The sequence below is a fragment of the Brachyspira catarrhinii genome, from assembly GCF_005518285.1.
GTDB classification, from domain to species: Bacteria; Spirochaetota; Brachyspiria; order Brachyspirales; family Brachyspiraceae; genus Brachyspira; species Brachyspira catarrhinii.
On record NZ_SJDU01000340.1, the window covers coordinates 1 to 2,474 of the forward strand.

The 2,474-nt window shown below is 38.2% G+C and carries 1 protein-coding gene; it reads right to left on the bottom strand.

Going from position 1 to position 2,474, the window contains the following annotated elements; translation table 11 throughout:
- Window positions 1-317: 317 nt before the first annotated feature.
- A complete protein-coding gene (locus EZH24_RS10240; protein WP_137999038.1) occupies window positions 318-1,763 on the bottom strand; it encodes a sialidase family protein in 1,446 nt (481 codons plus the stop codon).
- Window positions 1,764-2,474: the final 711 nt, after the last annotated feature.

The following is a 2,474-nucleotide window of genomic DNA, read 5'->3' on the forward strand; positions in this document are numbered from 1 at the left end:
AATTTTATTATCTGAAAGAATGTAGATTACCCGCAAACTTATAAATCTTAATTATAAGAATTCGTTAACTTTCTAATAACAAGGGGCTGTTGCCCCTTGCATGCTTACATCTGAATTGTTAACGAATTCTAATTGGATTACTTCAGTCGTTCGCTTACAGCGGGCTTTAAGCCTCACTTCCTTCGTAATGACAAATATAAACGACAAAAAAATAGCAGAGAAAGTATCTCTACTCTCTCTACTACATTAATCTTTTAGAAGGTTCTGCATTATAACAACTTCTATTACGAAGTCATAATAACACCATATTGTCTAAATTAATTATCCATATCGGCAATATCGTAATTAGGATTAAAATATCGCTCATCTCCTATTATCATAGAATTTGCCTTCATATAACCAGGAGTGAATCTTCTTTGAACGATATTAAATTTAGTTTCTCTCGCTGTAGAACCTAATGTAAAAGCCTCTTCCGCTATGGTAACTATACTTCCGTCCGCCAAAACAGCCACAGAACCTACTCCGCTTACGCCTGTCATTTTCATCTCTGCTCCGATAAGATTGACATCGCTTGAAACTTCGGCTATAGTCAAAATTTTGTTGTAGCTCGTAATTCTCTTTCTCGTATTTATGAAGTAGTGTGTGTTATTTTTCGTATCTTTGGCAAGCTCGAATCCGCCCGTAGCGTCAAGTATGCCCGTAGTAGTAAGAGTCATTTCTCCTGTATCAGAGTATGTTCCCTTATACAACGCTAAAGGTTTTGGCGTTGAGTCGCCTATAGCTTCTGGAGCGGCCATTGCGGTTACTGTAGTGCCATCGAACAATACTCCTCTTGCTTCTCTATAGTCGGATGAAGAATCGTATGGCCACCAAGGAACAGCGGTTGAACCTTGATGTTTTTTATAAGGACCGAACTTCCAATTAACCCCGCCATCATCAGAGTAAATAACCAAAGCGCCAAAGTATCCATGTTGATTTTCTACAAAGTCAACTACGCTTAATGTCAAAACCCAAATGTTTCCTGAAATTTGTCCTTGTCCGCTTCTCAAATATACGGTGTTATAGTTAGCGCCCATAGTCTCTTTAACATATTCTCTAATGGCTTCGCTTCCCGTATAACTGCCATGAGTGATATTTAATTCTTGCCAACCTTCCCAATTAATCGAATAGCCGCTTGCAGTTCCTTTGATAATCTTTATTTGAGAATAAGGTTCTCTAAAGCCATAGAAACCGCTTCCAGCAGCCGCAACTACAGCGACAGTCTTTCCGCTTGTAAAAATTACTGGAGCGCCTCTTGAAAGAGTAGGGTCGGTAGCCTCCTCTCCAATTACGCCTTCATTACCAAACTCATTACCGCCGTTAGGGCTATATTGATAGGCTAACTCTACTAAAGAGCTTCCGTTTATCGCTACGTCCCTATCTCCAGATGTTCCCACCTTTCTTCTTTCAAATACGGTAACTATTCCGCTTCCAGTTACATCTCCATCAAGAGTGGCAATAACGGGATTTCTTTTGTATGAAGTTTCATCGGATTCGGCAAGAAGTCTAATTTGTATCATCTTATCGTTCCAGTTTCCGAGTTCGTTGTCGTTCAACAATCCGCCTGGATTACCAATTATATTAGTGGTATCATCTGGTCGCGATAGGTCCAAACCGCCTCCTTCTGCGGGTCTAACGTTATTTTTACAGCTTATGCCGACCCAGACAAGCAATAAAGCTGTAGCTAAAACCATTAGCCTTGTTTTTGTGCTTTGTTTTCTCATAAACAAAACCTCCATATTAATAAATTTTTTTTATAAATAACGGAGAATGATTCATCAAAGAATAATCTCCAATATTTATCGAATTGTGGATTACTTCGGCTATAAATAGCCTCGTTCCCAAAGGGACGCAGAAGCGAATGACGAAAATGCATGTCATTGCGAGCGTTGCCGTTAGGCACACAGCGTGAAGCGTGGCAATCCCTGTCAGCGCGAGTAAAGATTCCCGCAAAATGTTTAATGAAATTTTTAATTGATAAAAAAGTTTCGAGAATATTTTTATGACTGTCTATACAATAATAGCGACATGACATGACATGACATGACATGACAATCGTTTATACAGTATTTCAATTTACAGCTTTTAGTCATTTATTTTATCCTCTTTAATTTGTCATCGCCTCGCGGCGCACAGCGTGTGCGAGCATAAGCGTGGCAATCCGCATTTGGATTACTCGCCAACGGCGGGCTTTAGCCTCGGGCTATCGCCTCGTAATGACATCCTTTCTCTCACTTTCTACACCTAATATAACAAACTTTGCAAATTTGTCAACAACTTTTTTTAGTCATTGAACTTTCAAATCCGCGCTAATTTTTAATTAAAATTTTCCTCAATCCTTATTAATAATCATTACACCCTAAATATAATAAATTTCTATAAAAAGTCAAGAAAAAAATTTATAATTTTCTTAAAAAAATTTATTTATTTTTATA

Coding starts and splice junctions, on each gene's coding strand:
- EZH24_RS10240 (WP_137999038.1), bottom strand. CDS start 1,763: ATGAGAAAACAAAGCACAAAAACAAGGCTAATGGTTTTAGCTACAGCT.